A 17,064-nucleotide genomic window follows, 5' to 3' on the forward strand; every position below is an offset into this window, starting at 1 on the left:
TGTTCTCTACAACACGATTTAAGTCAGATTAAGAACCAGAGAATATTTAATTACACTGTATAGGAAGTACGATTATGAGTTTAGATTTACGTGGATTAACCCCAGCACCTGTGACTCCTTTTACCCGTGATGGACAAGTAGACCATGATGCAATTCAACGTTTAGGTTCATGGTTAGGTAGTATTGATGGTGTGAAAGGCTTGGTTGTTCTTGGGCATGCAGGTGAAGGAACATTCTTGTCGCAAAAAGAGCAAATGCAGGTCATCGAAAGCTTTGTTAAATCGGTAGATGACAAAATTCCAGTAATCGCAGGGATTACGCTCGAAGGTACTTCGGTTGCAGCAGAAGAAGCAAAACGTGCAGTCAGCGCTGGTGCTTCGGCAGGTTTGATTTATCCTTCACATGGCTGGTTGCGTTTTGGCTATCAAAAAGGCGCACCACAAGACCGCTATAAAGCGATTTATGAAGAAAGTGGTTTGCCATCTATTTTATTCCAATATCCAGATGCAACGAAGGCCACTTACGACCTAGACACTCTACTCGATATTTCTGCACAGCCAGGCGTATTTGCCATGAAAAATGGTGTACGTAACATGCGCCGCTGGGATGTCGAAATTCCAATTATCCGCCGTGAACGCCCAGACTTACAGGTGTTGACGTGCCACGATGAATATTTGCTTCACACCATGTTTGATGTAGACGGCGCTTTGGTTGGCTATGGCAACATTGCCCCTGAACTTTTAATTGAAATGATTAAGGCTGGTAAAGCCAAAGATTATGCCAAAGCTCGTGCGATTCACGACCAGTTATTACCAGTGACTCGCAATGTCTATCACCGCGGTTCACACATGGAAGGTACGGTCGCGCTTAAACATGCACTGGTTGCTCGCGGAATTTTGGACCATGCCACTGTACGTTCGCCTCTGCTTCCACTCGCTGATGGTGCTGAGCAAGAAATTCATGATGCAATGCGTCAAGCCGGAATTGGCAAGGTCGATTTAACCCAAGCCGTTGCTTAAATTCCATTCGGGCTAGCATATACGCTAGCCTTTTTTTCCTGTACGCTGCCTGAGGCCAAACATCGGGCATGTCTCTTAAAAACAATAATAAAAAGCATGCAAACTGTGGTGAACAGGTAGTGCGAAATAGAACAACAAAACTACGAGGAATGTAGTGATAAGGAGATATAAGATGACAAATCTAGCGGATGTAGAACAAATTAGTCATCATCAAAAAAATGCGGAAATTATTGCAAGACTCGAACGGCTACCCGTCACCGGACGATTGCAATTTATGCGAATTACCATTGGGATCGCGACCTTTTTTGACGCTTATACTGTTCTAGCAATTGCCTTTGCTTTACCCCAACTGATTACCGAATGGCACCTGACGCCTGCCTATGTCGGCGCAATCATTGCCGCGGGCTATGTCGGGCAACTGGTCGGTGCAATCTTCTTTGGTTCTCTTGCCGAAAAAGTCGGTCGTTTAAAAGTGCTGTCTTTTACCATTTTACTGTTTGTGGCAATGGACATTTCTTGTTTGTTTGCTTGGAGCGGAATGTCGCTGTTAATTTTCCGTTTCTTACAAGGCGTTGGTACAGGTGGTGAAGTGCCTGTTGCGAGTGCCTATATTAATGAGTTTATTGGGGCAGAAAAGCGCGGTAAGTTTTTCTTACTCTATGAAGTTTTATTTCCACTCGGTCTTATGTTTGCAGGCATGGCAGCATTTTTCCTGATGCCAATTTACGGTTGGAAAGTCATGTTTATTGTTGGCTTAATTCCATCTTTACTGGTCATTCCTTTACGGTTTTTCTTGCCTGAGTCACCACGCTGGCTTGCTTCCAAAGGCCGTTTTAAAGAAGCGGATCAAGTCGTCAAAAGTTTTGAAGATGGTGCCATCAAAAGCGGTAAGACTTTGGCTGAACCTGTGGTTAAAGAAATTAACCCGCAAGGCATGGCAAAAACCGATTGGCGCGAGCTGTTCCGTGGCATTTACCGCAAACGTACCTTTACCCTGTGGGGCATGTGGTTTTGCGTATATATGGTGAACAATGCCATGGTGACTTGGCTGCCATCTCTCTACAAACAACACTTTGGTCTGTCGCTGCAAACCAGTTTAGGTTATGGCTGGATTACTTCGGGCGTGGGTGTGATTGCTTCTATTATCTGTGCGTTAATGATTGATAAAGTCGGCCGCCGTCCTTGGTACAGTGCAGCGTTTTTCTTGGCAATCATTCCACTTATGAGCCTCTCGGTTTTAGGCGCAAAATCGGCGATGCAAGTTGTGATTTTAGCAACGCTGAGCTATGCCATTTTGCAAACCATTTCATTCTCTTTATACCTTTACGCTGCTGAACTTTACCCAACTCGCCTACGTGCGATGGGCATTGGTTTTAGTACCGCTTGGTTACGTGCCGGCTCTGCAATTGGACCTGTTATGGTCGGCCTCGTGGTTGGTGGTTACGGCATTCAATATGTGTTTAGTGTGCTTGCGGTTGTGGCGCTCGTTGGTGGCCTAGTGACCTTCTTGTTTGCCATTGAAACCAAAGGCCAAGTACTCGAAAAACTCTCTCCTTAATTCATCCATTTCATAAAAGCTTGCCTAACCTCAGCGTTAGGCAAAGGGCTTATTCATGCTTAAAAAAGGAATTTAAAATGAATAAATATTTGCTATGGGGCTGTATTGGTTTAGGCAGCGTGAGCAACGCTTATGCAGAGCTTCCTCAAGAATTTGGCAAGTTAGAATTAAAACTTAACACCCGTTACTGGAACGATGAAGGCACTGCCCACCCTACGCTTGCCAACCCTTCACCTTCGTCAAGTGAATATGAACAAAGTGCTTTAGGGCTTGAGTTAAATTATCAGTCACCTTACTTGTGGGACTGGCTTGGAGTAGATGGTTCACTCTATGCAGTCACCAAGTTATTTGACTCTGGCAAGCCGAGCGCTCAGCTTTTAGAGGTCGAAAATAACGGCAAGCTTGACCAAAACTTTGCAACTTTAGGGCAGCTCTACATCAAAGCAAAACTGGGTGATAAAGGTGAAATTAAGTTAGGCCGCCAGTTACAAGATTCGCTCTTGCTTAAAAGCACCAATAACCGTGCGATGCCCGATACTTTTTCGGGTACGAGTGGTCAGTTTCAACTGAATGATCAGCTACAGACTTACATGGCTTACTATAATCGCTGGAAACCGCGCAGCATGGACTCTTTTGAAAAACTGGTGACTGAAAATGACGAGCGCATTGATTATGTCGGTTTGCTTGGTGCCAAATATCAGTACAAAAACTGGAGCGTGAATGCCGAATATTTAAATAGCAAAGATTATTTAAAAAAGTACGGGGCGATTGCTCAATATAAATTGCCCTTGCATGGCTTGGTGTGGACATTTAACACAGGTGCTTTTTTCTCGCGTGATGATGGCAAGCTGTTTAAATGCGGTGCCGAAACCGAGCTGGACTGTGTCAAAGGCCAAGACATTAACAACCGTGGGAATGGCTATTTTATAGATGTAAATGTGGCTAAGAATAATATTGAAGGTGGCATTGCCGTTTCAAAGTTTGATGGTTTTTGGATTGAAGATAACTTTGCCGTTCACTCCGCCCGCAACTCGGTTTTGACGCAAGACCACGGTACTAACCCGTTTCCGACCTCTGCGACCATTGGCCCTGACTTTACCAATAACGATGAAACCGCCGTTGCCCTTCGCCTGAAATATAACTGGAAAGACTACGTGAAAGGTTTAAAAACCGAAGCGAAGTATATTTATGGCTTTGGCGCTCACCAAAGTAACATCAGCAGTGATATTGAGGGTAAAGAGCGTTACTTTGACTTTACGGTGAGTTATGCCTTGCCGTGGGTAAAAAACTTAGATGTGCGTTATTCATTTTTGCATTATGAGTCGAAGTTTGAAAATGCAAACCTAGGTGAAAAAATAAATGGCATATCTCGGAAAGATTGGGACCAGCACCGCGTATTTATTAATTACCGTTATACATTTTAAGCACAGGCTAAACGTTTAGTTTAGCTTGGCTTTGTTGCACAAAGATTTAAAAGTTAAGACTTCTCATATCTACTCAAATTTAAGTGACAACTCGGGTATGTGGTCTGCCTAAGTCCGTAAATTTATTTAATACTGCCATACGTGCATGAATCTCATTGACTTGGCTTTGAAAATTTCTCGCACTGAGTTTATCCCCTAATAATTTGATGCAATGCATCTTGGTTTCAACCAAACTTCGCCGATGATAGCCTGACCATTTCTTCCAAATAGTTCTTCCTAAACGTTTAACTGTTCGAAGCAACTCATTGCGTTCTAGCGAGCCCATCTTTTTATCTTTCCATGGCTTCGCATTTTTTCTTGGTGGAATCACTGCATGTGCTTGCCGATCCGCAATGACCTGTCGGCACTGTTTGGTATCATAAGCTCCATCGGTATAGACGGAGTCAACTCTCTCATCTTGTGGAATCTGATCGAGTAAATCACCAAGTACCTGTGAATCACTCACATTGTTGGTTGTGAGCTGAACAGCGCGTATTTGTAAGGTTTTAGCATCTATACCAATATGTAATTTACGCCATTGGCGACGATATTCAGGCTGATGTTTTTTACGCTTCCATTCACCCTCACCTAAGAATTTCAGACCTGTAGAGTCAACGATTAGATATAGTCCATCACAACTTTTTTGATAGCTAATCACAATATCAATATGCTGTTGTCGTCTACAAATTGTAGTGTAGTCTGGCGCTATCCAATTTAACCCACAAAGATGGATGAGACTTTGAACAAAGCCAGTGACCATGCGTAAAGATAATCGAAAGAGAGATTTAATCATTAGGCAGCATTGGATAGCTGCGTCGGAGTAAGTTTGATTTCGTCCTTGTTTGCCTTTTGATGGGGCATACCATTGCGTAGCAGGATCAAACCAAATGGCAATATTTCCACGATTAATGAGAGCTCGGTTATATGAAGACCAATTGGTTGTGCGATAAATTTTTGGTGTCGACTTATTCATTTGAAAATTATATTGTGGAATAAGCCTTTAGAGATAGGTTTGTGCAACAAAGCCGTTTAGCTTTATTATTTTTATTAATTTATAGCTTTAGAGATATTAACTTTTGAGTTTAATTAAAATATAAATTTATATTTAAAATTTTTATAATATTTTATTTAAATTGAATTGACCTGTTAAAAACTTATGATTATTATGGTCCCGCTGGCCTACATTGCCAGTCGGTTTTGACAGACCGCTATACATACAGCGCATCAGATTTGCTCCTTCTGAGGGGGAGATCTGTGTGTAAAAACCACCGTCCCCCTCACGTTGCGGTAGGGCGGAAGGGGGACACCTTCGGGTGTGCTGGTTCTGTATGTCCGGTCTGTCAACCCTCTTTCGTTCTACCACCCTAATCAATTGACGGTGATTTTTGGTGGTAGAGCTCCATAAATTCTAGGAGTTGACCATGCCACTATATATACTTATCCCCTCTCTCTTATAAACTTTTTATTTATTTAAAATTTGGGTTTTCTATTATCTAAATTTTCAAATTTATAAATTATTTTTATTTTAAAATTTAAGTCATTTTATTTTATTGCTTTTATAGGCAGGTTAACTATTGCCTTTAAAAATGATTTTAAAACTTAAAATATAGCGGTTTATTTTTTCTCATTGAGATATCCCCAAATCATCACGAGAATAATATGAAATTTTATAAAACTATTTTAGTTTTAGGCCTCGTTGTCGGCGATTACAGCGTTTCGGGTTGTGACCTCCGCACGCAGCAGGAGTTTGAAAAAATTTGCCTGTCTGGTGGGCATACCCAAGCCAGTTGCGACTGTATTTACCAGCGGCTCGAACAAGTTTATTCGCCTCAGCTCATGCAACGGTTAGAACATGTCAGTTTGCAAAGTCCTGCTCTCCCACAGGACTTTGCCCCTACTTTTTTTAGTGTGATGCGGCGGTGCGATAAAAACGATATGGGCTAAGCATTTGGCTTAGCTCCCTTATCCCTGTGTCGCAATGGTGGATAACTTTAAATCAGCGCAAAAAATTAAAGTTCTATTGTGGCACGGGGGCCTTGGGGGAAATGAATTTAATTATTCATCTATCAGTAATAATACAATTATATTTTTTAAATCTACTTATCAAACTTAATTTAAATCTTTGGGCTTCCATACCTTTAAATTTCTAGGCAATAAAATTAAAGTTAATATATGGTCAAATCTTTCTGATGTAATTTTATACTCTATAACCGAAGCATCTTTATGAGCATATGGAAACCAAATATTAGCTTGTACCTTTTCACCATTTTTTTCTTCTAAAACTAAATTATTACTAGCTAATGATTGCTCAGGTATCTCAATAATATTCTTTTTTGTTTTAAAAAAAGCTCCGTTATTTTTTGCTGACCGGCTCGAAACAGCCCAATTCATAAAACCATCTCTAGAATTAATTAGAATTACGCTTTCTTCTGTAAATTCTAACCACTTTAATATTGCAGCTGTTAAAGAAACCCCATATCTTAATGCACATAAAGATAAGGATTGGATTAACTGTGTTTGATCGATTTGTCTTCTAAAATCATCTATTGGCATAAGCAAATAAGATGAAAATTTATTAGCTTCTGTTTCAATAGAAGCAATATCATAAGTTTGCAAGTCTTCGGCACCACATAAGAACTCATCCTGTATTGTTCTGTGAAGTATGTAATGACCTAACTCATGAGCTTTTGTAAATAAAATTCTTCCTGATGATTCAACTGTTGGATTATATAAAATAGTCCATTGATGGATATTTTTTTAAATAAGGCGCCATCAAATCTTTTTATTGAGACTTCTTTAATTTCAGTAATAGGATCATTCCACTTAAAAATATTAGCAGCTTCTCTTTCTGACTCATTCAAGCTTAATAAAATGAAAATTTAAATACTTCTTTACCAATTAAATTCAAGTTGGTTATATAGCTGAAATGATATTTAATTTCAGCCATATTAAAACTAAGCTTTTGAAAATATTATTTTTTATATTTAATACAATTTGGGTTTAGCTTGTTAATTTTGTTATAGTGAAATTTCAGCATTATCGTGTCACTAGCAGCTTCTTCTAAAACTAGTTGATTATCGGTGATACTTATAATTCTTAATGCTTGCTCGAACTCCCCCTGTTCATTATACAACTCAATTTGATTTTGCTTATTAATTTTAAAGTTCGATTTTTCAATACTATCTACAGTATAAAGACCCGTTTCAAAATCACATTGCACAGGATGTAAAGTAGCTGTATTTCCTGAAAACTCAACTAAGTTGGCAATTCCATTATTAAGCGGATGCATTGCCCATATACCTTGTAAATCTTTGGGAGTGTAGCCAAAGCTATTAGCACTAAACATTGACATGCTGATTAAAAGAAATGAAGTAAGGGATTTTTTTAATAAAGTTAATTTCATATTGATATGACCTAATTTAATCATTTTTGCCTAGGAATTTTAGATATTACAAGATATTTATATAATCTTTATTTCGTTAGCTTTTTAAAGTACTGCACTATTCTAACTTCTATAGATCTTTTCTAAAAATAATAGTTTTTGATTTTGCTCTATTTTTTACACAAAACCTTTTCCTAGTTTTAGGAGAAGTTAAAAATTATCTTCTTATATTGCTTATAACTTGAATTATTTAAATCTTAAAAAGAAAAAACCCCGAAACTTTCGTTTCAGGGCTTTTCACGAATCTTGGTGGGATGGCGTCAATTGAACTGATAAAACAAATAATTGTTTTTTAAAGTTAATTTCAATTCAAAAAATAACAGTGTACACAATAGTGTACAAATTATTTGTTACTAGGGCATTTCTCTGAGTTTAGTTGTCATGCTGGGTGACGAACTCAGGAGTTAAAAACACTCCTTTTAGTGGATCGGATTATGAGGCTCGTTATTTGGCTTCAATAAATTTATTGAGCGCAAAACCATATTTGGTGATTGGATTTTAAATCTTGAATTAACTTAGCCGTTCAAGTGGCTGATTAAGTAGCTTGGTCGCGTTTTAAGTGTGAGCAAGTTATAAAAATCACGAAATACTTTCGATTGCAGATACGTGCATCCAGTCGCGTGTACATTGCCGAAGTTGAGGATTTAGATGGTGGGGGGGTATCCCTATGTTCAGGTTATTTGCAGAAGTAAACCGCCCGAATAATCGCACTGTAGTTCTATTGGGATTTTAAGCCTTAAAAACATATTTGAAGCATCCCTCTCGCGCGCGCGTGTTTGTTGCAAAACGCGATTTTGCGCTTTGTTGAATACCGTTGCTCAATTTTGAGCTTTGCTTTTAAAACATGGATTAGCCAACGCAATTTTGCGCTCACCTTTGGTTTCAAATGTTAATCCGGCATTGGACGCACCTAAAACCCGATAAAACCTTATCAATTCTTATCATTTGCTCTTAATAAAACGTAATCTTTTATCTAGGTAGCTACTACGAATTTCTCGTAGTAAGGCACTGTATTTAAAACGTGGAATTGTTTTTTAACTTTCGCCAGTGATGAAGCTTTATAGACATGTTTCCCTTGATGTACCTTGATGAAATGAGATTCCTTAAAATAGCGATAAACCTTGTTGTATATAGCTTCAAGGTCATTTTAATGGTCTTTCTACTGGTGTCCTATCAAGGATAGCTGAATAAACGTTGTAAAGAATAATTTAAGGCCGTTTTGTTTTACGTAGTTTTACGAAATCAATTTCATTAAATTCCTGTATGCCTTGCTATGACTGGCATAGATGGCATTTTTCATAAATACGCCGTAAAGCAAAAATTAATTAGATGAAATAAGCCATTCACGTTGATGGAATAGAAAACTATCCATGTTTTTAGGCATGTTTTTTAATTGATTACTGGGGAATATTGCATGCTCCTAGAACGACAAATCCGCTTTACTTGTTGGACGTAGTTGGACAAAACAAGGTTCTATTTGAATCGCTATACTCCCTATATAGCTTAGATTTGAGTTGGTTTTTTAAGGGCTTTTTAGTTTGCCTTGTCCAACAAGATTTAAGGCTATTTTGTGATACGTAATGCTATAGATTAAGAGATATAGAAATCTCCCTATTAGATTTCAAATCTATAAGGGTGAATTTCCGATTCAACAATCTAAATTTGTTATACGTAGTTATACGGATTTACCTTGACGTACATTGACGAAATATCACTTTTAAAACTTTACTAAAATTGACTGTGCTTCATTATTGATAAGGCCTTTAGCTGAATAGGCAGGCTGTTTTAAATATCGGTCTGTCAAGGTAAATTGCTTGTATCTTGTATAACAAGATTTAATCTCTTTTTTCCTATCTTGCTGTACGTAGCTGTACGGATTTACTTGGACGTACTTGGACAAAACTTCATTTTATAGCCCTCTCTAAAATCCCCTTGATGCTCGGTCTATAAGGCTTTCCACTAAATTTGGATGTGGTTTAAAAGATAAAGTTGTCCAAGTAAATTGCACCTGTCTTGTACAACAAAATACATGGCTATTTTTACCATTATTTTTAGACGGATTGGTGGAAATGGCACACAACTTGAAGCAATTTAAAATGTGGCCAAGTTTTGCTAGACGTAGCTAGACGAAATCATTTTTTAGGTTGACAGAACGGGGATTTATCAAAATTAGCTAAAGCCTTGCTATACATGGGTTTGATTGAAATTTAAAGTCTAATTACTACCAAAGGCCGTCTATCTAAATTTAAATAGCCACACTTTTTATCGCTAAAATTGTCACTTGTTTACACTTTAAAAGTGGCATTTAGAGGGAAAATTCTAGTTTCACAATTTGGTTACATCATATTTTAATTTTCAAATAGTGGATTTCTCTTTTTATAAATACTGATCTATAAAAAAGCCCTTTCAGGGCTTTTTTATTTCTAGACAATACTACTTTGATAAAAAAGGTATGCCGTATACACACCTAATGCAACACAAATAATAATCGCCACATAAATGTAAGACATTACTCTATCGAACTTATCATTTACTTCACCTTTTATTTTTCTAATTTCTGCATCTACATCTTCAAATTTTTTTTCTAATTCATCAAAAATATCTAAATACTCTTCTTTCACTTGATTAAGTGTATTACGTTGCCCATGTACATTAAGAATCATAATAAATATCATTGATAAAACGGTCATTAATACAATGAAGTTTTTGGTATATATAAAACTACTAATAGTTTTCATGGTAGTCATTTGGGCTGTAGCGAACCAAATACCTGCTGGTATTGCAAACATTTTTGTAGCGACAGAATCGAAAGTATCATTCAATTTTTTGATGTATTCAGTTTTCTTTTCTTTATACTCTTTTCTCACCTTATCAAAGGTATAATCCTCTACATAGCTTTGATAACTATGATTGATATTCGTAATCAAGGGATTCAAGTTACGAATAAGATAGCTAAATCTAACATCTTCAATTTCGTCTTTAACAAAAGACGTTAATTCTTTGCACATCAGATTAATAATAGCCTCTCGGTGCATATCTTGATGTTTGAACTTACCTAAGCTTTTAGTATCAATCGGATAATTTAAATCATCTTCACAAGCTTTAATTTTAAACTTATAACTACGATTATAAAAAATACAATCTTTGTCTGCATTAGACTCCTCAGACAAAAATTTAATGAATGAATATAGTTCACCCATGGCAAGATAATTTTTATATTTACTATCACTAGAGTCAATATCAAAATAATCTTCGACATCTGTTAAAAAAATTTTCTTTATAGGATTCTTTATATAATGTTCGTATTTAAGAACTGTATTCCAGCTATCACAAACAATGAAATCGTGTCCCAAATTAATATTAGTTTTATTTAATTTAACTTCAAAAATGTATTTACTATTAAATTGACTGCTTTGAATTCTCTCTAAATCTACGCCTGATCCACGTTGCTTCCCTTCAACTTTTACATCAAGGCTGCCAGCAGCCAATGAGTATGCATTTAAAGCTTTTAGAGAAGCAAGTTTGTCTGCATCTAGTTCCATCCAGCTTACAAATTGGTCACAACTTTCCTGTCTGTCTTGCATAGACAGAAAGATGTCACGATAAATTTGTACTGGATTCATAGTCATTTCTATTCATCTGAATTGCTTGCTGTTGTAGCTGCTTTAAGTTCTGCTACCAAACTATCCGACAGTAATGAGCTGTCGATCTTGAGTATATCATTTTCAAATTTAATTTTATCGTTCAGCAAAGCTTTTGCAAAAGTAATTGAAAGGTCCTTTCGGCTACTACTAAATTTCTTAAATCCCTTTAATTCTGTTTTACTTATTTGCAAAATTCCTGACAAATTATGCCCTTCGCTTGCATATTCAAAAAACTCATCACTATCAGCAGGAAAAACATGTTTTGCTACATTCGACAAAACAACATCGTCACCTTTGGTTATACAATCATTAATATATGAGTGGGCTAAAGCAAGATAGTCATCTGCAGCAGTTTGGGATAGTTTAAGTTTCTCAGTAGCAAAGGATTCAATAGCTTCTTTTAATTTCTTTGTTTCTTCATTTGCAGCTTGTTTATCGACTTCACAACCAATAAATTTTTGAAAATAATCAGTTACCTGTTCTGACTGACCATTTTTAAAACGAATATATCGTTCCGAAAACTCATCACGCCACTCTGTAATATTGATTGTTGCCCCCAAATGCAATTTATCTAGATCCAGAATTTCTTTGGCAATAAAATTAAGATCAGGATTAATGTCAGTCGCATTCGATTTATTAATTACAGCAACTGCTAACTTGGTATGTTCATCACCTTTAAACTCAAAAAAAACAAGAAAACCACCAGTAATACTTTTATTTTCAACAAGAAAAGTTTTAAAGTATTCTGCCAACTCTCTTGTCATTTCAACAAAGTCTAGACAATTTTCACCAGAATAAAAATTATCTAACCCTTGTTCAAAGGCTGGTTTCTTTTCTGTATCATTCCCAATAGAAAACTGTCCTACCATTAAACTAGAACTAGAAAAAAGTTTTAATAATTTTGCTGCTAATTCACCATTTAATGATCTTAAATCATTCTCTGTATCTTTGATCTTAGCAATTAATGTTTCTGTACTTTTTTTTTCTTCTTTAACGCGTCGAATTTCGTGAACAATAATATGTTGGATAGACATGATACATCTCTAGAGTAAATAATTAGATTCAGTGAAAGTTCTTTAAATCAATAGATGGAATAACCCCCCTACCCTATAGGGAATTCAGCCATAGGTATTACATGCTTTAATAGAAACTCGATATATCTTTAGATGTTCAACCATTCATGAGCCCCCTCATATGTTTGATCTTAAATAATTCTTATAAGGCCTCTTTAAAGGAGTACTCCAATATTCTTCAGAAGCTATAAAGCCCATTCACTAGGGCTAAATAAGGTTTAACACTATAAGAGTGTTAACTTTTTATCCTATTGTATTCACTTGTGAATATATTTCAATTAGTGAATACAAAAATATGAACTAATATGCACCAATATGGTCTAATAAAAATAATCCAAACAATTGCAATACATCCGCCCGAATCTCTGTTACCTCTCGATCTATGCCATTTTTAGTCTTTCCACTTCCCAGTACACAATGAACCCTCAATATATGCCTTACTGCCATTCTTGAGATATTTGCTAAACGTCCGTTGCTGCTGATTCTGTGCCATTAAAGTTATCTCTTTTTGTTATACATGGTCATACAAAATTAAAAAATGAATGGAAAAATTTAGTCAGCCTTCAAAGGAGAATTTAAAGACATTTACTCTTACGTAGTCTTACGAGATAGTATTTGCCAAAAAAGTCGTAAAGCTTGTGCTATATAGGTTAGAACCTATTTCACCTTTGTTCAAAGATAAAGTTGCTTTCTGTAGGGGGCGTCAAGGTAAATTGAAGATAGGCTGTCTAGCAAAATCATACAGTGTTTTTACACCATTTAAGATGAATTTAGGTTGACGTAGGTTGACAGAATGGGGATTTATCAAAAAGGGCTAAAGCCTTTCTATACATAGGTTTGAGTGGTACTTATTGCCTAATTTCTATCGTATGCCGTCAACCTAAATTCAAGGTGCCTGAAACTTAATTATTCAATAGCCTTTAATCAGACACTATTAATCGAAGATAGGTAAACTCCCTTTAAAAAAAGGGAATTCAAAAAGTGCTATTTCTCTTATTTCTTGTGCCAAAGCATCATCGCCATCGCTATGATTCCCAACATTTAAGTAATAATTTTTCCCATTGCAATGATGGTAAATAATCCACTCACCAGTTAACTTTCCATCATTAATTCTATCTATATATTGCTTCCCAGAACACAAGTATCCTAAGGCTTCAATTCTTTTATCCTGAGGAATTTCAGAGTTATTGAATATATCGCAAAATTCTTTAAAAAAAGTATTATTGAATATCTTCTGCTGCTTATTATTCAATCCCATCTGCTGCTTAATATTCATTGCCATAGATTTAAGCCCGACCTGCTCATAATGCTTATGCCATAACCCTTCTAGGGGCTGTTTAATGAATTTCGTTGCAGGCTTCATTCGTTTATAATTTTTACTTGGTTTTTCTAATTCCCTAATTTCATTAATAATACTATCTAGGTGAGCTCCACACATAAATGCATATAACATTTTTATGATAAAAACAGTTGTGAATCTTGATTCTGTAATTATTTCTAAATTGCTCATTAATAGCCAATTGAAAAAAAAATGAACCTCTTGCGGCAGGTTTTCATTATTAGTTTTTAAATTTTCATAAATTTTTTCTATTTTGCCCATAGATACCTTCTAAGTGATTTTCTTAATTTGCTATTTGTTGATTTTGTTTGGAGGGTTAATTTTCTCTTTTACTAATAGCTCTAGCATAAGCACTATTAATCTCATCCGCAGAATAACGGCGATTCAAGATATCTTGCTGGATACTTGTTGGTAGGCTCAATACATCCGCCCTTTTCCCATCAATCATGTTCTGATTTGCTTTACGGATAGGGGCAAGGCTCACACTTCTAAAAAATGCTTTCATTATTGATACTCAAAGAACATCAATTGATTAGATGGATTTGCGACATCAAAATATTGATCTACACGCTCGTCTTTAAACTCATATTTACTCCAAACAAGCCCCGCATAGAAGTCTATGAATTGAAGTTCTTTCGTTACTCGGCTATCGAATGGTTTAACATTCAAAGTTTCATTTAGAACATCATCTAATTGCGAACGCTCTGCAATCATCTGTTTTAAATATATTTCTAAATTCCAGCCTACATTGACTTTTTCACATCGAGAATCAGGAATGAAGTCTATATGCTTATGATTGCATAAATGGTTTAAGAGCATATTTTTAACCATATAGTTATATAGGGCATTAGGGTCATTTCTTAATTTTGTTTTTACCCGTTTTTTGTTTACGGTTATGGATAGCAATTTTATATCTGGGTGGTTTGAATGCAATTTGATAATTTGTTGAACAAATTGTTCTTTTTCTTTTGAGCTAAGATCATATGATTTTAATTCATTATTGAGAGGGCGTTTTCTAGCTTTATAAAATCCAGTCACAATTCGATTAAGATGCTTTGTCTTATCTCTTGGGCAAATCACACATGCTATTGTGAGAGTTCTACTTGACCCACCTTTCCCGTATGGGGCTGTAAAAGTCCAACCTAAATCACCGCTTTCATCTAAATAGATGGCAATCATATAATCCCCAGAAAGACAAAAAGCCCACGAATGGGCTTTAAGATACGGCGTGTAACCTAGTATTGGCGAACTTACAGAACGCTTACGATCATAACGGCATTTATCGCAATTGCTCTAGGCTGATTATTTATAACATCTCCGTTACTACAAGCATATTATTAATCATATGGGGCTTATTTGCAATTGGATGATACAAAAATATGCACTGATATAGACTAATACGGACTTATACGGACTAATCAAAGCAACTGCAACACATCTGCCCTAATCTCTGTTACTTACCAATCTGGTGCTTAAGTACAATATTAATATCCAAATACAATTTTTCTCGTGAGAATTTCTCTAATCCGGAGCTAACCAAGCATTCAATGGACCCACATACTTGTTGATTCCATATGCAAATGATTCTTGTTGATAAGGTGCTCCTTGATAGAGAATATAATCATTTGTTACTTCCAACTCTTTATAAACTTTATTATCTGTAGCACAACTATACAATAGAGCTATACCAATTTCTTTACCAAGCTTTGATGCTCTTACTGTTATATATCCACCAGATTTAACAGGTTGCCCAAAAGAATGACATTGCCATCCATTATCTCTAAGTCTTTTAACTATTTCATCATTCATTTTAGTTGATAAAGTTGCAGAGCGACCTAACCAACCATCATCTGAAGCTGTTGGGTTGAAAGGTAAGCACCCATCGATTTGTAATTGCTGCAAAAGAGTATTTTTGATGACTTGTAAATTTAAGCAAGCAAAAACATCGTTACGAAAAGATTCTGATCTTATATCTGGAGTTGGTGGGAAAATTGATAACTTAGACTCTTTCATGGCAAAACATTCAATAAATGCCAATGCTTGAATTAGACCCATGGCGCGAAAAAAATTAGACTGATTTTGCCAAATTTCAGATTTAGCATGAGCAAAAAAATGTCGATTAAATCCTGAAGTATTTTGGTAGTTTTCGGTATTCTCATAAAAACTATTTTTAAGCCAATTACCTATTAGTTCAATAATTCTAATACGCACATTCATTACTTTCAGCACATCATCTTGAACATACTCTTCGGGAATCCAATCTGCACCTAATATATGATCATGTTTTATATTGTGTTTAGCACGTTTTATGCATCGATCAACTTTAGTTTTTAAATCAAGATTCTCAAAGGAATCCTCAATGATAGTATTTAAAATATCTTCGATCATCGGAATTAAGGATGCTATAGAAGCTACTCTCATTCCGCTATAAAAAGCTAAAATTGATTCTTTAATTAATGGTACATGCTTTGATATAGCTATTGAGTCTGAAAAAGTTTGTACAGTGATGGGAATAATGTTGGAGAAATTATATACAGTCGGGAAAAACTCTTGAAAACGTTTTTGTAACTCCTCTTTAGGCAAAAACTCGTGGTAACCAATTTTCAAATTAGCTACTTTAAAGCCTTCACCTATTTGTTCTCGATTCATAAAGACTGGTGGGAACCAGTCTACTTTAGCCCAGAATTCTTCTTGTTTTTGGAATGGTATAATATTGTTCTGATAAATTTGAATTTCTGATAGTTTCTGTCGAGGTAATAAAGCCGTTACATTGTTTACAATTGAAATCTTAATTGCTGGAATGCTTTGGTTAAAACCAAAAGTACATTCTTCAATCTCAATAATCTCTATCCCCCTTTTTATACAACATATACGCATCTCATCAAGGGTAACCGTTGACATTCTATTTTGATTGTTAAATTTACACCAAATTCCCTTAACTTTTCTTAATTGCTGTTCTGACATAACTAACCTTGATATAAAAGTTGAGTTTATTAATTTAAGCTAAACCTACTAATTGAATTTAAGAATAGCACTTCAACTTTACCCCCTTAACTTTCATTTGTAAGAAATTAGCCTGCCCCTTCCCTTAATATAAACCTTACGGCCTTTGGCAACACTCTTTAAACGATTGTTGATACAGATTTATGCTATTAGCCTCTTTACGCTCACCTGTGGTCTTGTCTTTCCAAAACTCAGTAGTTGCAACGCTGAATGTCGTAACGCTGCCACCGTTGGAAAATTGTTTAGTTTCAGGGTTAAGACCTAACACACCCATGACAGTAACTTTCTTTACGTTTGGCATTGTTCAATCTCTTAATATGCTTGTACTTGTATATGTGTAATTTTAGGTGGACATGGTGGACAAAGTGGACATTCACTTCTATATACATGATTTTAAATAATTAAATCTGTCCACCCATAGGAAAAACAACATATAAAAAAAGTGGACATTAAAATCATAGTAGGTGGACAAGATATATTTACCTTGAATCATGTCCACCTTATGTCCACCTATTAAAATATG

At 35.9% G+C, this 17,064-nt stretch carries 14 protein-coding genes; 4 read left to right on the forward strand and 10 right to left on the reverse strand.

The features are described 5' to 3' along the window. Positions 1-74 precede the first annotated feature (74 nt). The 3 genes from G9371_RS15180 to G9371_RS15190 all read left to right on the forward strand — a co-directional run bounded on the left by G9371_RS15180 (position 75) and on the right by G9371_RS15190 (position 4,001). Positions 75-1,019, forward strand: coding sequence for a dihydrodipicolinate synthase family protein (locus tag G9371_RS15180; RefSeq protein WP_000050871.1), 945 nt, complete (start codon positions 75-77; stop codon positions 1,017-1,019). Between the two features lie 172 nt (positions 1,020-1,191). Beyond that, the gene (locus G9371_RS15185) at positions 1,192-2,577 is read left to right on the forward strand and encodes an MFS transporter (RefSeq protein ID WP_002058307.1); all 1,386 of its coding nucleotides are present in this window, start codon (positions 1,192-1,194) and stop codon (positions 2,575-2,577) included. Positions 2,578-2,654: 77 nt separating this feature from the next. Further along, a complete protein-coding gene (locus G9371_RS15190; RefSeq protein ID WP_016654323.1) occupies positions 2,655-4,001 on the forward strand; it encodes an OprD family outer membrane porin in 1,347 nt (448 codons plus the stop codon). Between the two features lie 79 nt (positions 4,002-4,080). On the opposite strand, the gene G9371_RS15195 is transcribed toward G9371_RS15190, so the two are convergent. Next, positions 4,081-5,013 carry an IS5-like element ISAba13 family transposase gene (locus G9371_RS15195; protein WP_001043692.1) on the reverse strand — a complete coding sequence of 311 codons (933 nt, stop codon included), beginning with the start codon at positions 5,011-5,013 and terminating at the stop codon, positions 4,081-4,083. A gap of 686 nt (positions 5,014-5,699) precedes the next feature. Here G9371_RS15195 and G9371_RS15200 point away from each other — a divergent pair. Beyond that, the gene (locus G9371_RS15200) at positions 5,700-5,984 is read left to right on the forward strand and encodes a hypothetical protein (protein ID WP_000675273.1); all 285 of its coding nucleotides are present in this window, start codon (positions 5,700-5,702) and stop codon (positions 5,982-5,984) included. Positions 5,985-6,149: 165 nt separating this feature from the next. On the opposite strand, the gene G9371_RS15205 is transcribed toward G9371_RS15200, so the two are convergent. The 9 genes from G9371_RS15205 to G9371_RS15250 all read right to left on the reverse strand — a co-directional run bounded on the left by G9371_RS15205 (position 6,150) and on the right by G9371_RS15250 (position 16,842). After that, a complete protein-coding gene (locus G9371_RS15205) occupies positions 6,150-6,791 on the reverse strand; it encodes an ImmA/IrrE family metallo-endopeptidase (RefSeq protein WP_227548463.1) in 642 nt (213 codons plus the stop codon). Between the two features lie 220 nt (positions 6,792-7,011). Next, positions 7,012-7,443 (reverse strand): hypothetical protein, encoded by a 432-nt coding sequence (locus G9371_RS15210; RefSeq protein ID WP_005129415.1) that lies wholly within the window; start codon positions 7,441-7,443, stop codon positions 7,012-7,014. Positions 7,444-9,905: 2,462 nt separating this feature from the next. Continuing rightward, the gene (locus G9371_RS15215; RefSeq protein ID WP_032047075.1) at positions 9,906-11,111 is read right to left on the reverse strand and encodes a hypothetical protein; all 1,206 of its coding nucleotides are present in this window, start codon (positions 11,109-11,111) and stop codon (positions 9,906-9,908) included. Positions 11,112-11,113: 2 nt separating this feature from the next. Next, positions 11,114-12,160 carry a nucleoid-associated protein gene (locus G9371_RS15220; protein ID WP_032047077.1) on the reverse strand — a complete coding sequence of 349 codons (1,047 nt, stop codon included), beginning with the start codon at positions 12,158-12,160 and terminating at the stop codon, positions 11,114-11,116. Between the two features lie 973 nt (positions 12,161-13,133). After that, the gene (locus G9371_RS15230) at positions 13,134-13,799 is read right to left on the reverse strand and encodes a hypothetical protein (protein ID WP_000515965.1); all 666 of its coding nucleotides are present in this window, start codon (positions 13,797-13,799) and stop codon (positions 13,134-13,136) included. A 55-nt stretch (positions 13,800-13,854) separates the two neighbouring features. Continuing rightward, on the reverse strand, positions 13,855-14,043 hold the full coding sequence (locus G9371_RS15235) for a hypothetical protein (protein WP_000642900.1): 189 nt from the start codon (positions 14,041-14,043) through the stop codon (positions 13,855-13,857). Next, positions 14,043-14,717 (reverse strand): DUF3800 domain-containing protein, encoded by a 675-nt coding sequence (locus G9371_RS15240; RefSeq protein ID WP_000560650.1) that lies wholly within the window; start codon positions 14,715-14,717, stop codon positions 14,043-14,045. The genes G9371_RS15235 and G9371_RS15240 overlap by 1 nt, the downstream gene beginning before the upstream one ends. A gap of 342 nt (positions 14,718-15,059) precedes the next feature. Beyond that, positions 15,060-16,502 (reverse strand): hypothetical protein, encoded by a 1,443-nt coding sequence (locus G9371_RS15245; protein WP_000003532.1) that lies wholly within the window; start codon positions 16,500-16,502, stop codon positions 15,060-15,062. 136 nt (positions 16,503-16,638) lie between these two features. Continuing rightward, positions 16,639-16,842, reverse strand: coding sequence for a single-stranded DNA-binding protein (locus G9371_RS15250; RefSeq protein ID WP_001984265.1), 204 nt, complete (start codon positions 16,840-16,842; stop codon positions 16,639-16,641). Positions 16,843-17,064 lie beyond the last annotated feature (222 nt).

This window comes from Acinetobacter sp. EKM10A (genome assembly GCF_011075215.1).
In the GTDB taxonomy this organism is placed as follows: Bacteria; Pseudomonadota; Gammaproteobacteria; order Pseudomonadales; family Moraxellaceae; genus Acinetobacter; species Acinetobacter baumannii.

Coding starts and splice junctions, on each gene's coding strand:
- G9371_RS15180 (WP_000050871.1), top strand. CDS start 75: ATGAGTTTAGATTTACGTGGATTAACCCCAGCACCTGTGACTCCTTTT.
- G9371_RS15185 (WP_002058307.1), top strand. CDS start 1,192: ATGACAAATCTAGCGGATGTAGAACAAATTAGTCATCATCAAAAAAAT.
- G9371_RS15190 (WP_016654323.1), top strand. CDS start 2,655: ATGAATAAATATTTGCTATGGGGCTGTATTGGTTTAGGCAGCGTGAGC.
- G9371_RS15195 (WP_001043692.1), bottom strand. CDS start 5,013: ATGAATAAGTCGACACCAAAAATTTATCGCACAACCAATTGGTCTTCA.
- G9371_RS15200 (WP_000675273.1), top strand. CDS start 5,700: ATGAAATTTTATAAAACTATTTTAGTTTTAGGCCTCGTTGTCGGCGAT.
- G9371_RS15210 (WP_005129415.1), bottom strand. CDS start 7,443: ATGAAATTAACTTTATTAAAAAAATCCCTTACTTCATTTCTTTTAATC.
- G9371_RS15215 (WP_032047075.1), bottom strand. CDS start 11,111: ATGACTATGAATCCAGTACAAATTTATCGTGACATCTTTCTGTCTATG.
- G9371_RS15220 (WP_032047077.1), bottom strand. CDS start 12,160: ATGTCTATCCAACATATTATTGTTCACGAAATTCGACGCGTTAAAGAA.
- G9371_RS15230 (WP_000515965.1), bottom strand. CDS start 13,799: ATGGGCAAAATAGAAAAAATTTATGAAAATTTAAAAACTAATAATGAA.
- G9371_RS15235 (WP_000642900.1), bottom strand. CDS start 14,043: ATGAAAGCATTTTTTAGAAGTGTGAGCCTTGCCCCTATCCGTAAAGCA.
- G9371_RS15240 (WP_000560650.1), bottom strand. CDS start 14,717: ATGATTGCCATCTATTTAGATGAAAGCGGTGATTTAGGTTGGACTTTT.
- G9371_RS15245 (WP_000003532.1), bottom strand. CDS start 16,502: ATGTCAGAACAGCAATTAAGAAAAGTTAAGGGAATTTGGTGTAAATTT.
- G9371_RS15250 (WP_001984265.1), bottom strand. CDS start 16,842: ATGCCAAACGTAAAGAAAGTTACTGTCATGGGTGTGTTAGGTCTTAAC.